Source organism: Clostridiales bacterium (assembly GCA_017569285.1).
In the GTDB taxonomy this organism is placed as follows: domain Bacteria; phylum Bacillota; class Clostridia; order Christensenellales; family Aristaeellaceae; genus Aristaeella.
Genome location: CP069419.1, coordinates 2,889,963 through 2,907,478, shown reverse-complemented (window position 1 = coordinate 2,907,478; position 17,516 = coordinate 2,889,963). Strand labels below are relative to the sequence as shown.

Sequence of the window (17,516 nt, the reverse complement as noted above, 5' to 3'; positions counted from 1 at the left end):
GCTCGTTACCAGTCGAGGGTCATCATCCGGGTGACAGCGGTATCCTGCTCGCCGGTGTAGTCCCGCTGCTGGTAGGTTTTGCTGTCGGTGAAGGGTGGTTTCTTCTTCCCCGTCCCTTTCAGGACGGCTTCCAGGTAGGCCAGGGTCGGCGCGGAGTGCCGCACGCACTCCCCGATCCCGTGGACGGTTTTCTCCGGGCCGTAGTCGGCGCAAAGCCGGAGCAGGCCGGCCCGTTCCGCCGGCGAGGATTTGAATCCGGCGTCCTGGGCCGCTTCCAGCACCTGGTTATGGCCGTCCTGGATGTCTGCGGCTTCTTCGTCCGGGAGGAAGGGCTCGGTGTTGGGTTCAGTGTTGCGTTCAGTGTCGGGCACAGTGTCCGGGGCGGATTCGGTGCCGGGGTTGGTTTCGGTATTGGTATCGGTTTGAGTTTCGGTTTTGGTTTTGGTATCGATTTTGGTTTTGGTTGGTTTTTTGCCGGGTTTTGCCGGCGTTTGCCGGATTTTGCCGTTCGTAACTGCGGCGCCCTTCCGGCCGGCGTCTGCCCGGGTTTCGGAGAGCTGGATGTTGCGGTCCACATTGCCCTTCATGAAGCGGAAGGCGATGCGCTCCACGCCCGTGAGGAGGGATTCCGTGTCCTCGCCGTTGGCATAGCGGACGACGGCGCGGATCAGGCGGCCGCATTCCTCGTCGGTCAGGTCCTGGGTGGTTTCGTTGAAGTCGAGAAAAAGCGGGATGTACCTTTCTGCCATAGCTGAATACTCCTCCTGCGGCGGGTCCTATTTGTTTTTGGGCATGAAAAAACCTCCTGGCTTTTTGCCGGGAGGCTGGGGTTCATCTGGGTTTATTTCCTTCGTGAGTATATCATACTACAAACGGCAGGTGTTAATCTCGCTCAAAAGCGGTCAAATTTGTTACGGTTCGCTTAACTTTGGGGCTGTTTGTTACGTTTTTGGGACAAGACGGTATTTTATTACTTCACGGAAAAGGGGCACGGCGTGTGCCGTGCCCCTGGGTGGTTGATTGGTTGTTTTGTTTGTTTGGTTGCTTTTTTGTTTGGTCGTTTGGGTTTGGAGTTGTTTTGTCGCTTACTTGACGTACTCGGCTGCCTGCTCGCCGGCAATGCGGCCGAAGACCACGAAGTCGGCGACGGCGTTGCCGCCCAGGCGGTTGCCGCCGTGGACGCCGCCGGTGACCTCACCGGCCGCATACAGGCCGGGGATGGCGGTGCCGTCTTCCTTCAGGACGCGGGTCTGGGTGTCAATCTTCAGGCCGCCCATGGTATGGTGGATACCGGCGGTGACTTTGACAGCGTAGTAGGGGCTGTTGTCGAGGGGGTTCGCGAAGCTGGTGCGGCCGAAGTCGGGGTCGTTCTTTGCCGCTACATAGCCGTTCCACTTCTCCATGGTTGCCGCGAAGGCTTCCGCGGGGATCTCCAGGTTCTTGGCCAGGTCTTCATAGGTCTCGCCGGAGATCATCAGGCCGCGGTTGATGTAGCCCTGGATGACGGAGGAAGCGTCCACCATCTTCTGGTCGACGACCAGCCAGCTGAAGGAGCCGGGCTGCGCGATTTCCGCCGCGGAGACCACGTCGCGGGTGCCCACTTCGTCGATGAAGCGTTCGCCGTTGGCGTTGATCAGGACCGCGCCGTCGCCGCGCAGGCCTTCAGTGATCAGGGAAGCGGTGTCCGCCTGGACGGTCGGGTGGATCTGGATCTGGTCCATGTCCACGGTCGCCGCGCCCAGTTCAACGGCCATCTGGATGCCCTGGCCCTGGATGCCGGCGGCGTTGGTGGTCATGAAGCCTTCCAGCTGCGGGGCGTAGCTGGCCACCATGGGCAGGTTCGCGCCGAATCCGCCGGTGGCGAGGATCACGGCCTTGGCTTTCGCGGTCACGGGATTGCCGGCCTTGCCGACGCCTTCCACGCCGCATACCGCGCCGGTGTCATCCGTCAAGATCTTGGTCACGGTGACGTCGGTCAGCAGGGCCAGGTTGCTGCGCGTTGCGCAGGCCGCCTCCAGCCGCGGGATCGTATAGGCGCCGACGGAAACTGTCTTGCCTTCGTCGTTCACCGGGCGGTGGATGCGCTTCACGGAAGCGCCGCCGAAGGCCGCCACGTTGTCCAGCTTGATGTCAATGGAGCGCAGCCATTCGATGGCCGCTTCGCTGTTGTTCACCAGGGTGTTCACCAGCTCGGGGTCATTCAGGCCCTTGCCGCCGATCAGGGTATCGAGGGCGAAGAGCTCGGGGGAATCGAAGTATCCTTCGGGGGCTGCCTGCCAGGCGTCCCACTGTTCCTTCACCTTGGCGGCGAGGGCGGTGATCGCCTCATTGTCGGCGTAGTTGGCCGCCGCGGCCAGGGTCTTCTCGACGCCGGCGTTCTCCGCGAACGCGTTGGCATCCTGGTAGACCGTCTTGGCGGCGTTCATGCCGCCGGTAGACTTCACGGAGTTGCCGCCCACGGCCGGCTGGCTTTCCAGCACCAGGACGCTCTTTCCCGCGTCGGCCGCGACCAGGGCCGCGGTCATGCCGGCTCCGCCGGCGCCGACGATAACGATGTCGGTTTCGATGATCACTTCAGCGGTATTGTCGTCCGCCGCCATCTCCCGGAGATAGTCGTCCGGGTTCACGCCGGCGTTCGTCAGGGCGGCACGCATCGCTTCGATGACTGCCGCGCGGGTCACTCCGGCGAAGGTCGCGCCCGTATAGGTGTCCACGATGCCGTTGTTTTCCACAAACACACGGGGCCACTCTTCCAGGATCTTGCTGCCAATGCCGGCGGTTTCGCCGGGGCCTTCCATTTCGACCGCGGTGATCACGCCGTCTTCGAGCTTCACGGAGACGGTGATATCACCGCCGAAGCCCATCACGGTGGCGGTGCCGACGGTGGCCGTCTCCGTGGCGGTGGCAAACGCCGCGCCGCATGTCAGCAGCATGGCAAGTACAGTAAACAGGGACAGGATCCGTTTCATCATAGGGTATCCTCCTTGTCAGTATTGTGGGTATTATTGGTTTTTCCTCACAGTCTGATTATACCGGAAAAACAGGCGAAAAACAAGGAACAGAATCGAACGCAGGGACGAACGCAGGGACGGTTCCTTTCGTTCGATTCGAGGAAAATCGAACGCAGGGACGGTTCCTTTCGTTCGGTAAAAAGTCAATAACGGGATTCCGGGGCGATGCGCAAAAAATGTGCCATCCGAAATCTATAATGGAAGGTGAAGGCGGCGGGGCGGGCCGGCCCTGCCAATGAGAAACGGGAGGGATTTTTGTGACGGCATTTCAGGCATCCAGGATGCGGGACCTGGAACAGTTCTTTATCCTGCAGACGGCGATTGACCGGATTCCGGATCCGGAAACCAGGGCAGCCCTGGAAAAACAGAAAAAAGAGATTTCCGAACGGCTGGAAACGCGGTAAACTGATGGAGGACTCCGGCGGCGCGGCCGCCGGGAAAGGACGGGATGGAAAATGAAGTATTACCTGGCGTACGGTTCCAACCTCAACCGGGAGCAGATGGCCGGGCGCTGCCCGGGGGCGGAAGCCGTCGGGCGGGCGGTCATTGAGGGATACCGCCTGGCCTTCCGGCGCACGTACCTGACGATCGAACCGGAGGAAGGCTGCGCTGTTCCCGCCGGGGTATACCGCATCTCGGAGGAGAATGAGCGCGCGCTGGACCGGTATGAGGGATACCCGCGGCTGTACTTCAAGGAGGAGATGACGGTCCCCTTCATGGGGTACGATGCCTCCGGGGAGCACTTCGAGGGAACCATCGAGGCCATGGTATACATCATGAACGCGGGGTTCCCGGTGCAGGGGCCCACGGAGCAGTACCTGGAAGTGTGCAAGACCGGGTACGCGGATTTCGGACTGGACCTGTATCCCCTTTCCGAGGCGGTGGCCCGGGCCAGGGCCCGGGAGGAAAAACGGACCTACGGGCTGGATGAGTAAGGGATCTGCGGATATGACAAAAGCGCCTTTCGGCGCTTTTGTTTTGGTTTTGGGTTTTTCAGCTCCAGTGGACGTATCCGTTGATCTCCTCGAAGGCGATCTTTCCGCAGCAGGGGCAGCGCAGCTTCTCATGGCCGTCGTACCGGTGCATGGGGCTTCCGCACCGCTGGCATTTGTAAACGAATTCCTTCACCAACCGGTACTGGTGCTTGATCTCGTCCGGCGTAGCGTATTCCTGCCCCACGGCCGGGCAGAACTGGGAAAAGGGCTCGGTGTGGAGCTTGGTAACGCCCGGCTCCTTCGGTTCGTAGATCGATTGGTCAAAGCAGGTGTGGAAGGTGCCGCAGTTTCCACAGACGTGCAGGCGCTTGTCCGCGTTGGTGGCAGCCCCGGGGGTTTTCTCAAACAGCTCCTTGAATTCCCTGCCGCATTTGCCGCTGGTAATCTTATGCTCCGCCATCTCGTACAGTTCCGGATAGGTGGAGCCGGAGCCCAGGTAGACTTCATCCGTCCAGCCGCATTCCTTACAGCGGAATACCCGTCCCCATCCCATATGGTGCTCCTCCTTTGCTCTTTTATGGGGTTATTCCTCCGCCGCCGGAATGCCCAGGATATCCTCTATGGCGGATTCCGGGTTCTGGAGGAATCGCACGGTGGTGCGGTAGTGGTCAGTCTGTGTATAGGGTACGGCGGTGATGCCGCCTGCTGTGATCTGGTAAATCTCTGCCCCCGGAAAGGCCAGGAGCATCGGGGAATGGGTGGAGATGATCAGCTGGGAGTCCGCCTTCACCAGGCGGTCGATATGGCGGATCAGGCGGATGATGCCCGAGGGGGAAAGGGCCGCCTCCGGCTCGTCCAGGATGTACAGGCCATGCCCGCCGAAGCGCTTTTCCACCAGCGTCAGGAAGCTTTCCCCGTGGGACTGCCGGTGCAGGGAAACCCCGCCGTAGGAGTTGATCACCGGGGCGCCGCATCCGCCCTCCCGGTCCATCCGGTCAATGCTGGTGGCCACGTTGTAGAAGCTTTCCGCCCGCAGGAAGAATCCGTCCCGGGGGTAGACGGCGCCCCGGACCACGCCGAGGTAACTGCACAGCTCGGAATGGGAATCCTCCGTGGAAAAGCTGAAGTTCTTCGTCCCGCCTTCCGGGTTGAAGTGCTGGGAAATGGCCAGGGCTTCGATCAATGTGGATTTGCCGCTGCCGTTTTCCCCGACGAAGAAGGTCACCTGCCTGTGGAAGTCAATTCCCTTTTCCGCCAGGTGCTTCACCACCGGCAGGCCGTTCAGGTAGCTGTCCCGCGGCAGGGGTTCCGCCAGGGACATCCGGCGGATATACAGGTCGCGCATGCTGGTTTCTCCTTTCAGATCGAACGCGGGGACGGTTCCTTTCGTTCGATTTTTGGGCAGAATCCCTCGAAATCTGATCCCATCTCCATTATCCATTTCCAATGCGGCAAAAAACCGTCATCCTGGTTATAGCATTTTGGAACCGGCTGAACAAGCGAACAAAAAAATAAATGTGCTGAGGAATAACCGGGGTTAATTTGCCGAAGGCGTCATTTATTCCGGCTTGGGGCCGGGGCATAATGGGAATAACGAAAGGAGGGGCATATCATGGAGAAGAAATGCCCGGAATGCGGCTGTACGGAACTGATCGAAGGCACCCTGGGTGCGATGGACGGCGTGGCTTTTATCCCAAGCAACCAGGACCGGCTGTTCCTGCACGGCTCCCGTATCCGTGCCCTGGCCTGCCGGAAATGCGGCGCGGTGTTCGGTTTCACCCTCACCAACCGTCCCCATCACCTGACCGACCTGGACCAGGAATGACCGGATTTGATCTTTCATCCCATAGACCGTATACTGTGATCTAATGATCAGAAATAATATCCCATGGAGGAACGGATATGAAAAAGCGGATTGTCACCTGGATCATCCTGGCGGTCATGCTCGTTGCCGTCATTCCGACGGCCTGGGCGGCCCCTGCCGGACCGGTGGAGGAGTACACCGTGGATCGGGACGGGAACACCATCACGGTCACCCCGCCTGCGGGCTATGCCGATAAGGGATACTACAAACTGTTCTGGAAAAATGAGACCACCGGCGAGATCCAGAGCGATGTTTTCCCGGTGGACACCGCGTCCTACCGGATCGATGTCGAGGAAGGCGCCGAATACACCTTCCAGCTGCACTACGCCAGGAAAAAGGGCAACCTGCCCGCCGGCTGGAAGGGAGCCGCTCCCTCTCCCACCCCGTCGGGTCCCAGCGTCTGGAAGGTCCTGTGGATCGACGCCCCGGTGATTGACTTCCGGGGATATACCACCCAAATGAGCGAAGCCAATTTCAAATCTTCCGGGGAAATCGCCCAGGCGTTTGAGGCCTTCGCGGAGGAGCTGACCCTCGGCCGGGTGGACATCCAGATCACCCGCATGGCGCTGGATGCCCCCATTACGGAGCTGGAATACTATCCTGATAACGGTTATTACGTCGACCCGGATAACTGCGACATGAAGCATTACGCCATGCGCAAATATGATTCCGTTTTCGTCATCGGGCGCTTTGAGCATATCCTCCGCCATTTTGACGGAATCACCGTGCAGGTGGACAACCCCAAGGAGACGCCGGGGTATTCCTTTGTCCCGATTTTCGGGGACGATCTTCTCTCCCTGTCCACTGTTGAGTACGAGCGGGACGTCTGCGTCCACGAATGGATCCACCAGCTGGTCTTCCTGTATGAAACATACCACCTGGATGTTCCCGACCCGGACGAACCGGATAAATACGGCTACCTTCCCTATGAGGAAAACGGCGGCCTGGACCACGGCCTTTTCCGGGATATCCTCACCATGACCGCCGTCTCGGAGGACGGGCGGTACATCGGGGTCCCCGCGGACGCCTGGCAGTACAAGCCGACCAAATATGCCCAGCTGAACCTCTCCTCCCTGCAGCAGGAGAAAGCCCCCGCCGCTCCGGCCACTCCGGCCCCGGAGGCGGAACCCGCCGCCGTAACCGCCCTCGCGGATGTGAATCCCGAGGTCTTCGGCACCCTGGATGAGGTCAACGGCATCTATGACAACCCGTACATGGGGCTGACCCTCAACCTCGCCGGCTGGAATACCTATACCCCGGGCAATATGCCCTACAGGACGTCTTCCATCGAGCCCGCTGAGGACGATCCGGACTTTATGAAGAACAATGATACGATCCCGGTGCTGATCGCCGCCGATGCGGATGAACCCGTTTCCGTAACCCTCGCGGCCGGATCTTCCCCAGTTCCGTTTATCCGGGAAAACGGCGAAGATGCTTACTTCCAGCTCCTGCAGAAGAACTATGAGCGCTGGGCCGTCCAGTACCAGTGCGAGGAATACTCCATCGGGCGCGTCGAGCGCAGCGTCGACGGCCGCACCCTGCCCGGGATCCGGTTCGACTACGTTTCCGGCGGCGTTTCCTCCGGGGATGAAATCCTCATCTGGCTGGAGGATGACCACATGGGGATCATCAACATATCGAACTTCATGTTTGACAACGTCCAGGATACGCTGGATCTCATCCGCTGGACGGAATAATCGAACGAAGGAACAGAGGGACGGTCTTTTTCGTTCCACCCCGGAAATTCAAAAGGCTCTCCTGCTGGAGAGCCTTTCTGAGTTATCGGGGGAACGGAGGGACGGTCTTTTTCGTTCCGGAACGAAGGGACGGTCTTTTTCGTTCCACTACCAAATTATTCCGGCATTATATAACAAATCGGTTTCAGATTCATTTAAAGTCAACTTACTTTCTTCTGTTGGATCGTCCTTGATTTGTTGAACAGCTCTGAAAACTGTTGTTTTGGACATGCCAGTCAATCGGGCAATCTGACCCATTGAAAGTCTTTCACGATACATTTCACCAGCATATTTCTTCTGTAGTTCCAAATCAAGCTTTTGGAAATCAGAGGCGGATGCGCACTGGGTTATCTTCTCCATGATCTGTCCAGCCACATCATCCCGAAGCCGCCAGTCATGATCCCCTTCATCCATAGCCATATCATCATTATCCTGTTTCAGGTATTGAACCAGCGCTTCTCTGCCGCCAAACAGATCAATTGCGTATTGTGTATCCGTTATGGTCCCTTTCCCGTTCTCATATGCGAGATAACTGCTCCACCTGTATTCTCCCGGGTGTTTCTCCAGCCCGGCTTTCATCGGGTTCTGCAATATATATCTCAGAACTGTTTGGTAGTATTGGTTTGTGGAGACGGCTTCGCTCCTGAAGCGATCCTGAAACAGATGGCCGGCTCGTTGATACTTCCGGTTATACCATACAGCATATCTCGTCCCGATTCTTTTGAAGATCATATCCAGTGCTTCCTCATGCGGTTCAATCAACAAATGAATGTGATTTGACATCAAGACAAATGCATGCAGCCGGAAGCCGGATATTTTTTTGCATAAAGCAAGCACGGACATAAAATGATATCGGTCCGCGTCTTCCTCAAATATATTCTGTCTGTTGACCCCACGCAGCATCACATGATAGATATTTGATTCATTGATTCTTCTTGCTGTCCTTGGCATTTTCATCACCTTCTGCTACTTTATCAGATACAGGCTGAAACAGCAACAACCGGAACGAAAAAGACCGTCCCTTCGTTCCCAGAAATGGCAATTCAGCGGAACGGAAGCAGCCGTTCTTTTTGCGTTTTGGCGGAATAACCGCCCCTATTTTTCCCACCGGGTCATGTATTTTGACCTTCTTTGATGTTATGCTTGTTTCACGGTCAGGGAATGGCCGGTTGAGCAAAGGAGATGGAAATGATGACCTGCCCGTTCTGCCACGGAGAGATGCAGCGGGGAGTAATATCCGGCGACGGCCGCACCGGGGTGTACTGGAAGGCCGGAGAGCGGAAAGCCTCCCTGGTGGACCAGATTGTGGGCATCGGGGCGGTCAAGGCCGCAAAGCGCAGGCTCGGGGCCTTCACGATTGACAACGCCTGCTACTGCGCCGCCTGCAAAAAGATGATTTTTGATACGGAAATCGGGAGGTAAAAAACATGCTGCTGCCAGCCATCATGATCGGACTGGTCCTGGGCTTCCTGTTCTTCAGGAAAACCGCCCTGCCGGAAGGAAACACCGGGAGAAATGAACCGGCCGTCCGGACGGTGAAAGCCACCGTCGACGGAAAGCCCGTTCATTCATATATATCCAATGACTGAAAAGGAGGACAAACACATGGCAAAGAGCTTTATTGAGGAACTGACCGGTTACCGCGTCAAGGTACAGAAGGACGGAAAGGAAGTCCTGAATGTGCCCGGAATCCTGGCCTTCCCAATCCTGCTGGCCGCGCCCAAGGCGGGCATCCTCGGCATGGCGGCCGCGCCGCTGCTGGGCTGCAGCATCCACCTGGAAAATGAAACCGGCAGGGATGTGGACTTCGGCAAAGCCGTGAAAAACGCGGCGGATACCTTCGTGAACACCGCGGAAAACGCGGCCAAATCCGTGAAGGAAACCATCGAGAAGGCCTGGGACGAACTGTCCGCCGATGATCCGGAAGGCTGCCCCTTCGGCATGGAAAACGAGGACGAGCCGGACGGAGAGAAAAATCCCGAAGAGGATATTCCCACCATCGAAGTGAAGCCGGACGATACCGACCGCGAATAACACTCCCCCAAAAACGGCAGCAGGCAGGAAATTTCCTGCCTGCTGTCTTCATTTCTGCGCGGTTTTTTCCGTCTGGTCCTGCTGTGCGGGGAACAGCTGCATGATCTTTTCGGTCAGCGCCTTTTCCTGCTCGCTCATGCTGCAGATCGGGCTCAGGTCCAGTTCCCGGGCCCGTTCCGCCACCTTCACGGCGGTCTCTCCGGCCAGGGTGGCGATCAGCTTCCGGGTCTCCGGGTTTCCGGTGGCCAGCTCGTAGGCGATATTGTGTGTGATCCACTGGGCCTTCATGAAGGCCATATCGCCGTACACGGCTTCGTCGTAGTTCTCGTTCTGCATGATCACCTCCAGGATCGCTTCCATTTCGGCCTCATCGGTGATCTTCAGGGACTCCCGGATGTTGATGGCGTAGTACTTCTCTTTGGGGGACTTGTAGAAGCACACGTTGATCTTTTTGCTCTGGATGTAGCCCCAGCCTTTCCGGTAGACGTTCACGGTTTTCCCGTTATACTTCTCCCGGGCGCGCTCCAGGCGTAGGGCATAGTCGGTCCCGTTCTTTCCGTCTTCGGCGTTTGCCGCGGCTACGACCATTCCGGCCAGCATGGCCAGAACCGCCAGCGCGGCAATCAGCCGAATGATGATTCGGTTTGTCATTTCAGTTGTTTTCTTCTCTCGCGCCAGTCCGGCATATACCGGTCCATAAACGCCTGAAAGTCCTTTCCATGGTTTCTTACCTTCAGGTGGGTCAGCTCGTGGAGGATCACATAGTCCAGGCACTCCAGCGGTTTCCGGGCCAGCTGCAGGCTGAGCCATACCTTCCGGGTATTCGGGTTGCACGTTCCCCAGCGGGTTTTCATGTTCTTCACCTGCCAGGATGCGCAGCGCAGGCCGGTTATATTCTCCCATACCGGCAGGCGCCTTGCGGTTTCGGCCTTCAGCATTTCACGGTACCACCCGTTCACATGGGCTTCCCGCTGCTCCTGCGTGCTGCCCGTCCGGGCGGTCAGCAGGGCGGTATCCCTTTCCAGCGACAGTGCCCAGCGGGTTCCCTCCATCACCCGCAGGACGTACGGTTTCCCCCACACCTCCAGTGTTTCACCGGAGACGTACCGCATTTCCGCCGGCTGCCGTACCTGGCGTTCCCGCATCTTCTCCTGCTGCTTCCGAACCCAGTCAGCCTTCGACTCCGCGAAGGCGAGGATCACACTGTTCGGCAGCAGCAATGGCGCGGAAATCCGCACCCGCCCGTCCGGCGGGAGCACCGTCAGCCGCAGGGTTTTCATCCGTTTCCGGACAACCTCTGCGGGAATCCCGTCAATCTGAATGACCATTTCTTCTCCTCGTTCCCCGGCGTGCAAACCGGGGGATTATGGGTATTGTAGCGGTTCAGGCCTTGATATTCAAGGGCATTGCAAAGGAAAAACCGAATCCGTACATCTTTTCGTAAAATCGAACGCAGGGGTTCGGAGCGCCCGGAAAACTATCCGGTGGATAGTTTTCAGCGGAGAACGGGCGGCAGCCCCGGATAGGTTCCTTTCGTTCGATTTTTGAACTAACGGGGACAGTGAAACGATAGGGACAGTCCCTATCGTTTCACATCTCTCTTTTGCCATTTTCACAGTTCCGGAACTTTTACCAGGAGCAGGTCCGCTGCAACATCTCCGTCTGCTCCCGAAACCAACAGCGAAGCCGTCGTCCACAGGCCGTCCGGCATGGGAACCAGGTGGTAATCATATCGCACATCCACGATGCTGTCCGCGTCTGTGTACTGCCCCAGCCGTTCAAAGTCCTCCCGGCTGAGGTTCAGTTCCGTGGTGCCCAGGGGCTTCCCGTTTTCGTCAAACCAGCGGAACAGCAGGGGGGCGTCCCGGATATAGCTTTCCGCTTCCTGATCCGCCGTATGATAGATTGCCGCGATCTTCCCGCCGGACCGGACCAGCCCGCGGCAGGCTCCGGTTTCATCCTCCAGGCCTTCCGTTTTCCTCCAGAGGCTTTCCCCGCTGCGGTTCAGCTTCTCCAGCGCGCTTCGGTAAACCGCCGGGCCATTCTTCTTCCCTTCCTTCTGGAGTTCCGACCGGATCGCCAGGTATCCTCCGTCTTCCGCCGGAACGACATACATGAAACCCAATTCGAATGTTTTCGGCCATATGCGATCCGGCACCTGTTTCCAGATTGTCCCGCCCTGCATGTCCGTCTTCACGATTTCCGGGGTATACGATATATATTTATTCCCGGCCCCGGCCACACCGAACAGAACCAGTCCGTCTTCTTCCTCGATCATGTTTCTGAATGTAAACATCATTCCCGGTTCACGCAGCACCGCGATTTCATGTCCGTCCCAGTCATACAGGTAGTATTTCCCGTCGTCGCCCTGTTCCTCAAAAAGCAGCCGGTTTGCCGTCAGGTTGTTGTAATACGCGTCAACCGATACCGGAATCCGGATTTCCTCTCCGGCGCGCAGCCCTGTCTGGGTAAAAAACTGCAGGATAAAGCCGGTATCCTGTTCTTCCCCGTCTTCCCAGAGAACCGCGCCGATCCGGCCGTCCGCAAGCACCGCCGCGCCGATATACCGTCCAGCGGTCTCATCCAGGTACTCCCAGCTCACCGTCCGGTTCGTGTTCAGGCACAGCAGCCTCGGCCGGGGCATGCCGCTTGGGTCCCCTGATCCGGCCAGCAGGACCCGCCCGTCCGCCAGGGTGTCCTGGTATATTACGTCGGAAAAAGCATACTCATTGATATCCACCATTTCTTCCGCACCTGCCGTTCCGGCCAGCATAGCCGCGCACAGGCACAGCAGCAGGATCCGGATCATCTTTCCGGGATGATGGTTCCGCTTCATTGTTCTTCCTCCAATCCCCATCGCTTCACGGTTCCGGGATCCTGAACAGGCCTGAACTATAGTATGCCATGTTGTTCCACGTACCGTCTTTTTCGGCCTGTGCCAGGTAGAACCCCCCGAGTATCCACATTCCGTCTTCCATGGGGATGATCCGGTCTTCATAGAAATTCAGGGACTCTTCGATTCCGAACGTCGGTTTCTCATTGGGTCGTTTCAGCTGGGGAAAGTTCTCCGTGCCGAATTCCATTTCCACGTTCCCCAGGAACATTCCGTTTTCGTCGAACCAGGCAATCCTCCGGGGAGTGTCCGCCCGGAAGGTTTTCCCGTCCTTATTAGCATGGATGACAGATACCGCGATTTTCCCGTTGGCCATCGCAAGCAGCCCGCCCCCGATTATGACTTCTTCAAAACCTTCCGTACGGGTCCAGAGGATATTTCCGTCCCTGTCCAGTTTCACCAGGGCACCCCTGTATTCCCAATCCGTATCCTCTTTCGGTTGAACGGGTTCCATCTGAAGAACGATATATCCCCCGTCCCCTGCCGGGATAATCCGTTCCGCGTCAGCCCGGGTGGTGTCCGGCCATGCGCACTCCAGCCTGGTTTCCCAGATCAGGTTGCCCTGCAGGTCTGTCTTTCGGACTCCCTCCCTCAAGTTGAGTTCATAGGCAAATCCGTTCATAACCAGGCCGTCTGCCTCTTCAATCATGTCACTATTGCTATAACTCAGATCGAAGCGTTCCAGGGAAGCAGCCTCATTCCCGTCCCAGTCGATCAGGTAACTGTCATCACGCACAGATCTGTACTGGTTTTCTCCTGCTTCCGTGAGGATTGTCGTGCAAATCATCTGTAGCCGGGACTTTGTGGCATTCTGGATAACCATCCCGTCTTCCCGGAACGGGATACTGACTTCTTTCCCCGTTGGTTTCCCGTCCGTTGTAAAAAAGCGCAGTGCATATTCATATTTATATGTTCCTTCATGTTCCACCGTATGCCCGAACATGAGGCCGATAGTTCCGTCCTCCAGTTCCGCTGCAGCGTCGAAACACTCGTCATCTGCGGCATCGCCTGTGTATTCCCAGCTCACCGTCCGGTCCGGGTTCAGGCACAGCAGCCATCCGGAGCCTGCGTCCTGCCCGGGAGCCTGCCGGGTTCCCACCAACAGGATCCGGCCGTCGGACAGTGTGGTTCCGTAAACAAGTGAGTTCTTCCCGCTTTTGCCAAGATTCACGCCCTCCGTTTTCTCCGCGCAGGCACAGCCAGCCGCCAGCATAGCGCACAGGCACAGAAGCAGTGCCCGCCGTATAATTTCTTTTCCTTTTGTTCGGATACTCATGGTTCTCCACTTCCTTTCGGATCGTAGTCCTCCGTATATATAGACGAATCTCAGGCCGGTTTTCTGCCGTCCGGAACAAAAAAAGTGAAACGTTGAGAACAGTCCTCATCGTTTCACAGTTCTTCACAAAAGGGGCCATGCACTGCGCATGGTCCCTTTCCTGTTATTCGTCCACCGCAAAGTGGTGGGTTTCATCGTGCATATCCCATATGGTGTTTCCGGTATCCGCGATATACTGCTGTTCCCATTTCAGCGTCAGGTCCCGGATCCGGTACAGCTCCTGCCCTTCCGGATTGCCGTATCGCTTCGCCAGTTCATGCACCGGAGGCATCTGCGCCCGGTACCGGTCGTCCAGTTCCTCCAGCATGGCGAGGATTTCCGCCCCGCTCATTTCCTTCAGCCGGGGGAATTCCTCCGGTGTCAGCACCAGCGTCAGGTTCCGCCCCTGTGCTTCGGTGATTTCCCCGGAGGCCAGCCATTCGGCTTCTGTCATATGTTTTGTCTTCGCGAACCGGCTCCGCACTTCCTCCGGCAGGCGCTCAAATTCCTCCCGGGTAATCCGCTGATCCAGGATACTCTGTCCCCGCCCCTTGCTGTGGGGCAGGAAGAACCGGATATTCTGCGTTTCATATCCCTGCAGGGTATGCAGCAGTTCTTCCGTCTGCCCGAGGTTCTCCCGCATCAGCGGAACGCTGATCGTCACCGGAAGCCCAATCCGGTTCGCTGCCTCCAGCATCCGGAGCAGGAAGGGATAATCCCCTTTCCGCCCGGCAAAGCGGTCATGGTATTCCTCCGTCCCGAAGAAAGTCAGGTCGATCAGTTCCGCCTTCTCGTTCCGGATCATGGTCATCAGGCGGTCCAGTTCCTCCTCCGTCCGGAATGCGAACCCGTTCATCTGCAGGAAGCGCCCGCACGGATACCCGCGCTCCCGGCCGTACCGGATATACCCGGCCAGGTCCGGCATGTCCATGCAGTAGCCGTTGTAATAGGACCCTTTGGTCATCTCCGGCCGTTCTTCCCGGATTTCCCGGAGAACCCGGTCCGCAAAGTCCATTCCCTCCTGCTGGTCTACTCCGGTGTTCTTCCCGCAGGATCCCAGCAGGCAGTACCGGCAGCGGCACTGACACGGAACGCAGTAGTTCGCAACAGAAACGGACACCGTTTTCATCGCCGTTCGCCTCCCTGTTCAGATGTGAAGTGAGTGGGATTGTAGCACACTTCCTTTTCTATGGCAATAGTTGAATTTCCTGCGCTGAAAGCCCTGCGAAGCGGTTGCGCGGTGTTCCCGGAAGTGCTATCATTTTCGGGACGTTTTCCCCTTCCGGGGAATACAGGATGGAGGGATCTTCCATGGAACTGTTGGATCTGTATACGGAGGACCGGGTAAGAACCGGAAAGACCATGGTGCGCGGAACCATCGTGCCGGAGGGCCTGTGCCGGTTGGTCGTGCATGTCTGCATTTTTGATTCCCAGGGCCGGATGCTCATCCAGCAGCGCCAGCCCTTCAAGAGCGGCTGGTCCAATTACTGGGATATGAGCGTCGGCGGCTGCGCCGTCGCCGGGGATACCAGCATTGCCGCGGCGGAGCGGGAAACCCGGGAGGAGATCGGCCTGTCCGTGGATCTTTCCGGTGTCCGTCCGGTGCTGACGATCAACTTCGATCGCGGGTTTGACGATTTCTATGCCGTCAACCAGGACGTGGACCTGTCCACCCTGCGCCTGCAGCCGGAAGAGGTCCAGGCGGTCAGATGGGCCACCCTGGAAGAGATCCTGCAGATGATCGATGACCGTCAGTTCATCCCCTATGAGAAGGGCCTCGTCTCCCTGCTGTTCTTCATGCGGAACCACCGCAGCGTGGAAACCTACCGCGACCCGACGAGAAAGTAAAAATCGAACGCAGGGGTTCGGAGCGCCCGGAAAACTATCCGGTGGATAGTTTTCAGCGGAGAACGGGCGGCAGCCCCGGATAGGTTCCTTTCGTTCGATTTTCAGCATTTCAATCAGAAGGAGATATCCATGACTGCAGAGGAAATGTGGAAACAGTCCGGCCTGGCCGGTGAATATGACGCCTGGGCATTTGGGGAGGCGGCGGACAAGCTGGCTGCCCTGGTCAAAGCGGGAATCAAAACCGCCACCTGCTCGGCATACGACCTGTACGAGGCGGAAGGCGAAGACCTTCCGCAGCCCGGGGAAACCAGCGTCATCCTGGATTCAGCGGATGAGGCGGTCTGCATCATCCGGACCACCCGAGTATATGTCGTTCCGTTTGACGAAGTCGCCGCGGAGCATGCCTTCCGGGAAGGCGAAGGCGACCGCTCCCTGGCGTACTGGCGGGAGGTTCATGAATCCTTCCTGAAGGAAGAGCTTTCCTCCATCGGGCGTACCTTTGACGGAAACACCCGGGTCGTCTGTGAGGAGTTCGAGGTCGTCTACGCCTGATCAGTCTTTTTTGAGGTACGATATGGAAATCAGGGAATACACCGAATACCGGGAGGAGGAAATCCTCCGGCTCTATACCGCCGTCGGCTGGACGGCCTATACGGATAACCCCGATACCCTGGAGCAGGGGTTCCGCCATTCCCTGCTGACTTTGGCGGCATATGAAGGGGATGAGCTCATCGGGCTCATCCGCGCGGTCGGCGATGGAGCCACCATCGTCTTCATCCAGGATCTCCTGGTGGATCCGGCACACCAGCGGCAGGGCATTGCCACGGTGCTGGTCCGCGCGGTGCTTGCCCGGTATCCGGTTGTTCGCCAGGTGGAGCTGGTCACCGACAACACGCCCAAAACCATCGCTTTTTACAAATCCCTGGGGTTCACCGAATTTTCCGAAATCGGCTGCTGCGGCTTCATGCGCTGCTGACCGCCCTGAAACGATGGGGACAGTCCCCGTCGTTTCATCTTTAGAGTCATCGGGGACGGTTCTCAATGACTCATTTTCTGCATTTCTTTTTGATAAAAAAGCGCTTTTCGCTGTTTCATTTTCCCATTCCTCATAGTAAAATAACGGCAGAGAGTTTTTTCCTTTCAGGTACTGAACAGACAGATCCGCCGGGTCCTGCCCGGAAGGGGGAAATATGACTGAGCTGCTGAAAAACCTTCCGTATTTTGATGACCTCACGGATAAGGAAAAGGAACGCGTAACCGCGGCCGCCTATATCCGGCACTATGAAGCGGGCACGCAGATTTACGGTCCCTGTGTGGAGTGCGTGGGAATGATCCACATCCTGCGCGGGGAAACGCGGGCTTACCTGCTGTCGGATGAAGGCCGGAAGGTCACGCTGTTCCGGGTCACCGAAAACGACAACTGCATCATCTCCGCCTCGTGTGTGCTGTCGCATCTCCGGTTCGAGGCGCATATGGAGGTTTCAAAGCCCTCCGATATCCTCATTGTTCCCGTCAGCCTGTTCGGTGAACTGTGCGCGCAGAATGTCCATGTCCGCTGCTTTGCCTACGAGCTGGCCACCCGGCGTTTTTCCTCTGTGGTCGCCGTGATGGAGCAGACGCTTTTCTTCCCGCTGGACAAACGCCTGGCGGGTTTCCTGCTCAGCGCCTGCCGGGAAAACGGATGCCCGGAAGTCCGGATGACGCAGGAGGAACTGGCGGCACGCGTCAATTCCGTCCGGGAAACCGTGGGCCGGATGCTCAAACGCTTTGCCGCGGACGGAATCATCCGGATCCGCCGGGGCGGCATCCTGGTCCTGGATATGGACAAGCTGGAAAAAGCGGCAATTTAGCAATATGTGACCAGGTCACAGACAACCAGT

At 57.7% G+C, this 17,516-nt stretch carries 21 protein-coding genes; 11 read left to right on the top strand and 10 right to left on the bottom strand.

The features are described 5' to 3' along the window. Positions 1–5: 5 nt before the first annotated feature. Complete coding sequence (locus JNO48_12895) at positions 6–749, bottom strand: hypothetical protein (GenBank protein QTE68071.1); 744 nt, start codon at positions 747–749, stop codon at positions 6–8. A gap of 336 nt (positions 750–1,085) precedes the next feature. After that, complete coding sequence (locus tag JNO48_12890; protein ID QTE68070.1) at positions 1,086–2,972, bottom strand: flavocytochrome c; 1,887 nt, start codon at positions 2,970–2,972, stop codon at positions 1,086–1,088. A gap of 296 nt (positions 2,973–3,268) precedes the next feature. Between JNO48_12890 and JNO48_12885 the strand changes: the two genes are divergently transcribed. Then, positions 3,269–3,415 (top strand): hypothetical protein, encoded by a 147-nt coding sequence (locus JNO48_12885; GenBank protein QTE68069.1) that lies wholly within the window; start codon positions 3,269–3,271, stop codon positions 3,413–3,415. 51 nt (positions 3,416–3,466) lie between these two features. Further along, positions 3,467–3,946 (top strand): gamma-glutamylcyclotransferase, encoded by a 480-nt coding sequence (locus tag JNO48_12880; GenBank protein QTE68068.1) that lies wholly within the window; start codon positions 3,467–3,469, stop codon positions 3,944–3,946. Positions 3,947–4,004: 58 nt separating this feature from the next. Here the strand turns inward: JNO48_12880 and JNO48_12875 are convergent, their stop codons facing one another. Continuing rightward, positions 4,005–4,499: a hypothetical protein gene (locus tag JNO48_12875; GenBank protein QTE68067.1), complete on the bottom strand. Its 495-nt coding sequence runs from the start codon at positions 4,497–4,499 to the stop codon at positions 4,005–4,007. Positions 4,500–4,529: 30 nt separating this feature from the next. Then, on the bottom strand, positions 4,530–5,291 hold the full coding sequence (locus JNO48_12870) for an AAA family ATPase (GenBank protein QTE68066.1): 762 nt from the start codon (positions 5,289–5,291) through the stop codon (positions 4,530–4,532). A gap of 267 nt (positions 5,292–5,558) precedes the next feature. On the opposite strand from JNO48_12870, the gene JNO48_12865 reads away from it, so the two are divergent. Beyond that, complete coding sequence (locus JNO48_12865) at positions 5,559–5,771, top strand: hypothetical protein (GenBank protein QTE68065.1); 213 nt, start codon at positions 5,559–5,561, stop codon at positions 5,769–5,771. Between the two features lie 77 nt (positions 5,772–5,848). Then, complete coding sequence (locus JNO48_12860) at positions 5,849–7,507, top strand: hypothetical protein (GenBank protein QTE68064.1); 1,659 nt, start codon at positions 5,849–5,851, stop codon at positions 7,505–7,507. A gap of 147 nt (positions 7,508–7,654) precedes the next feature. Here the strand turns inward: JNO48_12860 and JNO48_12855 are convergent, their stop codons facing one another. Then, positions 7,655–8,497, bottom strand: a complete 843-nt coding sequence (locus tag JNO48_12855) for a transposase (GenBank protein ID QTE68063.1) — start codon at positions 8,495–8,497, stop codon at positions 7,655–7,657. 237 nt (positions 8,498–8,734) lie between these two features. Between JNO48_12855 and JNO48_12850 the strand changes: the two genes are divergently transcribed. From JNO48_12850 to JNO48_12840, 3 genes are read left to right on the top strand one after another with little or no spacing between them, the layout of a single operon-like run. Continuing rightward, entirely contained in the window at positions 8,735–8,968 is a 234-nt protein-coding gene (locus JNO48_12850) for a hypothetical protein (protein ID QTE68062.1), read from the top strand. Between the two features lie 5 nt (positions 8,969–8,973). Then, on the top strand, positions 8,974–9,135 hold the full coding sequence (locus tag JNO48_12845) for a hypothetical protein (protein QTE68061.1): 162 nt from the start codon (positions 8,974–8,976) through the stop codon (positions 9,133–9,135). A 16-nt stretch (positions 9,136–9,151) separates the two neighbouring features. Then, entirely contained in the window at positions 9,152–9,580 is a 429-nt protein-coding gene (locus JNO48_12840) for a hypothetical protein (GenBank protein QTE68060.1), read from the top strand. A gap of 48 nt (positions 9,581–9,628) precedes the next feature. On the opposite strand, the gene JNO48_12835 is transcribed toward JNO48_12840, so the two are convergent. The 5 genes from JNO48_12835 to JNO48_12815 form a co-directional block, all read right to left on the bottom strand. Beyond that, complete coding sequence (locus JNO48_12835; GenBank protein QTE68059.1) at positions 9,629–10,231, bottom strand: hypothetical protein; 603 nt, start codon at positions 10,229–10,231, stop codon at positions 9,629–9,631. Further along, positions 10,228–10,908, bottom strand: coding sequence for a M48 family metallopeptidase (locus JNO48_12830; GenBank protein ID QTE68058.1), 681 nt, complete (start codon positions 10,906–10,908; stop codon positions 10,228–10,230). The genes JNO48_12835 and JNO48_12830 overlap by 4 nt, the downstream gene beginning before the upstream one ends. Positions 10,909–11,192: 284 nt before the next feature. Further along, positions 11,193–12,416, bottom strand: a complete 1,224-nt coding sequence (locus JNO48_12825) for a hypothetical protein (protein QTE68057.1) — start codon at positions 12,414–12,416, stop codon at positions 11,193–11,195. 25 nt (positions 12,417–12,441) lie between these two features. Continuing rightward, a complete protein-coding gene (locus JNO48_12820; GenBank protein QTE68056.1) occupies positions 12,442–13,749 on the bottom strand; it encodes a hypothetical protein in 1,308 nt (435 codons plus the stop codon). A 163-nt stretch (positions 13,750–13,912) separates the two neighbouring features. Then, entirely contained in the window at positions 13,913–14,917 is a 1,005-nt protein-coding gene (locus tag JNO48_12815) for a hypothetical protein (GenBank protein ID QTE68055.1), read from the bottom strand. Positions 14,918–15,099: 182 nt separating this feature from the next. On the opposite strand from JNO48_12815, the gene JNO48_12810 reads away from it, so the two are divergent. From JNO48_12810 to JNO48_12795, 4 genes are all read left to right on the top strand, one after another. Further along, positions 15,100–15,636 (top strand): NUDIX domain-containing protein, encoded by a 537-nt coding sequence (locus JNO48_12810; protein ID QTE68054.1) that lies wholly within the window; start codon positions 15,100–15,102, stop codon positions 15,634–15,636. A gap of 129 nt (positions 15,637–15,765) precedes the next feature. Then, complete coding sequence (locus JNO48_12805; protein QTE68053.1) at positions 15,766–16,188, top strand: ASCH domain-containing protein; 423 nt, start codon at positions 15,766–15,768, stop codon at positions 16,186–16,188. Positions 16,189–16,210: 22 nt separating this feature from the next. Continuing rightward, on the top strand, positions 16,211–16,612 hold the full coding sequence (locus tag JNO48_12800; GenBank protein QTE68052.1) for a GNAT family N-acetyltransferase: 402 nt from the start codon (positions 16,211–16,213) through the stop codon (positions 16,610–16,612). 214 nt (positions 16,613–16,826) lie between these two features. Continuing rightward, the gene (locus tag JNO48_12795; protein ID QTE68051.1) at positions 16,827–17,486 is read left to right on the top strand and encodes a Crp/Fnr family transcriptional regulator; all 660 of its coding nucleotides are present in this window, start codon (positions 16,827–16,829) and stop codon (positions 17,484–17,486) included. The last annotated feature ends 30 nt before the right edge of the window (positions 17,487–17,516 follow it).

What these genes read in the sequence shown, in the direction of transcription:
- JNO48_12895 (QTE68071.1), bottom strand. Translation starts at nt 749, where the DNA reads ATGGCAGAAAGGTACATCCCGCTTTTTCTCGACTTCAACGAAACCACC.
- JNO48_12875 (QTE68067.1), bottom strand. Translation starts at nt 4,499, where the DNA reads ATGGGATGGGGACGGGTATTCCGCTGTAAGGAATGCGGCTGGACGGAT.
- JNO48_12840 (QTE68060.1), top strand. Translation starts at nt 9,152, where the DNA reads ATGGCAAAGAGCTTTATTGAGGAACTGACCGGTTACCGCGTCAAGGTA.
- JNO48_12820 (QTE68056.1), bottom strand. Translation starts at nt 13,749, where the DNA reads ATGAGTATCCGAACAAAAGGAAAAGAAATTATACGGCGGGCACTGCTT.
- JNO48_12835 (QTE68059.1), bottom strand. Translation starts at nt 10,231, where the DNA reads ATGACAAACCGAATCATCATTCGGCTGATTGCCGCGCTGGCGGTTCTG.
- JNO48_12795 (QTE68051.1), top strand. Translation starts at nt 16,827, where the DNA reads ATGACTGAGCTGCTGAAAAACCTTCCGTATTTTGATGACCTCACGGAT.
- JNO48_12890 (QTE68070.1), bottom strand. Translation starts at nt 2,972, where the DNA reads ATGATGAAACGGATCCTGTCCCTGTTTACTGTACTTGCCATGCTGCTG.
- JNO48_12810 (QTE68054.1), top strand. Translation starts at nt 15,100, where the DNA reads ATGGAACTGTTGGATCTGTATACGGAGGACCGGGTAAGAACCGGAAAG.
- JNO48_12880 (QTE68068.1), top strand. Translation starts at nt 3,467, where the DNA reads ATGAAGTATTACCTGGCGTACGGTTCCAACCTCAACCGGGAGCAGATG.
- JNO48_12865 (QTE68065.1), top strand. Translation starts at nt 5,559, where the DNA reads ATGGAGAAGAAATGCCCGGAATGCGGCTGTACGGAACTGATCGAAGGC.
- JNO48_12805 (QTE68053.1), top strand. Translation starts at nt 15,766, where the DNA reads ATGACTGCAGAGGAAATGTGGAAACAGTCCGGCCTGGCCGGTGAATAT.
- JNO48_12825 (QTE68057.1), bottom strand. Translation starts at nt 12,416, where the DNA reads ATGAAGCGGAACCATCATCCCGGAAAGATGATCCGGATCCTGCTGCTG.
- JNO48_12815 (QTE68055.1), bottom strand. Translation starts at nt 14,917, where the DNA reads ATGAAAACGGTGTCCGTTTCTGTTGCGAACTACTGCGTTCCGTGTCAG.
- JNO48_12800 (QTE68052.1), top strand. Translation starts at nt 16,211, where the DNA reads ATGGAAATCAGGGAATACACCGAATACCGGGAGGAGGAAATCCTCCGG.
- JNO48_12850 (QTE68062.1), top strand. Translation starts at nt 8,735, where the DNA reads ATGATGACCTGCCCGTTCTGCCACGGAGAGATGCAGCGGGGAGTAATA.
- JNO48_12860 (QTE68064.1), top strand. Translation starts at nt 5,849, where the DNA reads ATGAAAAAGCGGATTGTCACCTGGATCATCCTGGCGGTCATGCTCGTT.
- JNO48_12855 (QTE68063.1), bottom strand. Translation starts at nt 8,497, where the DNA reads ATGCCAAGGACAGCAAGAAGAATCAATGAATCAAATATCTATCATGTG.
- JNO48_12870 (QTE68066.1), bottom strand. Translation starts at nt 5,291, where the DNA reads ATGCGCGACCTGTATATCCGCCGGATGTCCCTGGCGGAACCCCTGCCG.
- JNO48_12830 (QTE68058.1), bottom strand. Translation starts at nt 10,908, where the DNA reads ATGGTCATTCAGATTGACGGGATTCCCGCAGAGGTTGTCCGGAAACGG.
- JNO48_12845 (QTE68061.1), top strand. Translation starts at nt 8,974, where the DNA reads ATGCTGCTGCCAGCCATCATGATCGGACTGGTCCTGGGCTTCCTGTTC.